Source organism: Aldersonia kunmingensis (assembly GCF_001646865.1).
Classification (GTDB): domain Bacteria; phylum Actinomycetota; class Actinomycetes; order Mycobacteriales; family Mycobacteriaceae; genus Aldersonia; species Aldersonia kunmingensis.
This window is the reverse complement of the sequence record NZ_LRRB01000148.1, coordinates 1-2,436: the sequence shown is the minus strand read 5'-3', so window position 1 is coordinate 2,436 and position 2,436 is coordinate 1. Positions and strand designations below refer to the sequence as shown.

Sequence of the window (2,436 nt, the reverse complement as noted above, 5' to 3'; positions counted from 1 at the left end):
GGTTTTGCGTTTCTCACGACGTCCTGCGTCATCCCCGCTCGGAACCCGCATGAGCAGCACCCTTGTCCGTCGCATTGCGCCATCGACCCAGCCGTCGGAGCGTGATTGGCCCGTTCAAGTGCGGATATGACGACAAACGGCCGGATTAGGCTGGGAAGACCTCCTCGCCGAATTGGGGTCCACTATCGCGCTGCACCATGTGGCGCGGGCCGGACGTCTTCCGCTGGTCACGGCCGGGTACGCGCGGGTCGCGTAAACCCGGTCGAACCCCTTCGGCGCCTCTTGTCTGCCGGTTACGGTGTCTCGCATGAGCGAAGTCGCCGACGCCGTAGTGGTGGGAGCAGGGCTGGCCGGACTGGCCGCCGCCGCCGAATTGGTCGACGTCGGCCGCAAGGTTGTCATCGTCGATCAGGAGAACGCCAACAACATTGGCGGACAAGCATTCTGGTCCTTCGGTGGCCTGTTCTTCGTGGACAGTCCGATGCAGCGGCGGCTCGGCATCAAGGACTCCTACGAACTCGCCCTGCAGGACTGGATGGGCAACGCCGGATTCGACCGCGAGCGCGAGGACCGCTGGCCGCGCAAATGGGCGCAGGCCTATGTCGAGTTCGCCGCGGGGGAGAAGTATCCGTGGCTCGCGCAGCAGGGACTCAAACTGTTTCCCGTCGTCATGTGGGCCGAGCGTGGTGGCTACGGTGCGCTCGGTCCGGGCAATTCGGTGCCGCGCTTCCACATCACCTGGGGCACCGGCCCGGGTTTGGTCGAGATCTTCCTGCGTCGCGTCATGGTGGGTGTCGAGTGCGGGTTGGTGCGGTTCGCGCACCGGCATCGCGTCGACGAGATCGTGCTGACCAACGGTGCAGCCACGGGTGTGCGCGGTTCGGTCCTCGCGCCGGACGATGCGGCGCGCGGGGTGTCCTCCTCGCGTGAGGTCGTCGGCGATTTCGAGATCGCGGCGCAGGCGGTGATCGTCACCTCGGGCGGTATCGGGCACAACTTCGACATGGTGCGCGAGGACTGGCCGCAGCGGATGGGGACCCCGCCGATGAACATGCTTGCCGGCGTGCCCGCGCACGTGGACGGTCGCATGCTGGCGATCTCGGAGGCGGCGGGCGCGAGCCTGGTGAACCGGGACCGGATGTGGCACTACACCGAGGGCATTATCAACTATGACCCGGTGTGGCCGTCGCACGGCATCCGGGTTGGGCCGGGTCCGTCGTCGCTGTGGCTCGACGCGACCGGCAAGCGCCTGCCTGTGCCGCTGTATCCGGGTTTCGACACGCTGGGCACGATGGAGTACATCGTCAAGACCGGCTACGACTACACCTGGCTCATCCTCGATCAGAAGATCATCGAGAAGGAGTTCGCGCTCTCGGGGCAGGAGCAGAACCCGGATCTCACCAACCGTGACCTGAAGCTGCTGCTGCAGCGTGTCCGTTCCGGTGCGCCCGGCCCGGTCGAGGCGTTCAAGCAGAAGGGCGTGGACTTCATCGTCTCCGACAACCTTGCTGATCTGGTCGCGAAGATGAACAAGCTTTCCGGCGACGACCTGCTCGACTACGAGCTTGTCCGCGGCGAGGTCGTGGCCCGTGACCGCGAGATAGAGAACAAGTACTCCAAGGACATGCAGGTTGTGGCGATCCGTGGCGCGCGGAAATACTTGGCGGACAAGATCATTCGCGTCGCCAGTCCGCACCGGATTCTGGACCCGAAGGCGGGCCCGTTGATTGCGGTGCGGCTGCATCTGCTGACGCGAAAGACGTTGGGCGGCATCGAGACCGACCTCAACTCGCAGGTGCGTCGCCCCGACGACACGCCGTTCGAGGGCCTGTACGCTGCGGGTGAGGTGGCCGGTTTCGGTGGCGGCGGTGTGCACGGGTACCGCGCGCTGGAGGGCACGTTCGTCGGCGGGTGCATCTTCTCCGGCCGCAGCGCGGGGCGCGGGGTCGCCGCGAACCTCGGGACTTCTCGGGGGCGGTCATCGGTGTCTGATTGAGCAGCACGGACTAGTCGGCATCCTGGACCGTCATGTGCTTGGGCTGATGAGGCAGGCGGTTGTTTTGTGCTCCCGCTCCTGGGGGTGGTCGCCAACAACAACGGCAGCCAACAACATTATTTCCGCCGGACAGTTCCTCACCGCCGAGGTGACCAGGGTACTGGTAACGCCGCATATTCGATCTCGTCGTATTCCACTCGGCCTGGACTCGTTTCGGTGTGCTCGGAGACGCGGTATGCCTGGGGCGGCGACATACATGTCGCCTACCGGGCATCGTGTGAAGGCGCTCGGGACATCGTCGTTGTGCCGAGCTGTGTCACGTGTTGTGAGTGATTCCGGAGCTACTGTCGATACAAGGGCTAGTTTGCTCGCGGTTCGGTCGGTTATGACGTAAGTGCCGATGGCGCTAACGCCATCGACTAGCACCTCGGGCTCAACGG

1 protein-coding gene is annotated in these 2,436 nt (G+C 64.9%); it reads left to right on the top strand.

Annotated features, from left to right (window positions below; genetic code table 11):
- Positions 1-307: 307 nt before the first annotated feature.
- The gene (locus A8G08_RS11410) at positions 308-1,996 is read left to right on the top strand and encodes an FAD-binding dehydrogenase (RefSeq protein ID WP_068273818.1); all 1,689 of its coding nucleotides are present in this window, start codon (positions 308-310) and stop codon (positions 1,994-1,996) included.
- Positions 1,997-2,436: the final 440 nt, after the last annotated feature.

What these genes read in the sequence shown, in the direction of transcription:
- A8G08_RS11410 (WP_068273818.1), top strand. Translation starts at nt 308, where the DNA reads ATGAGCGAAGTCGCCGACGCCGTAGTGGTGGGAGCAGGGCTGGCCGGA.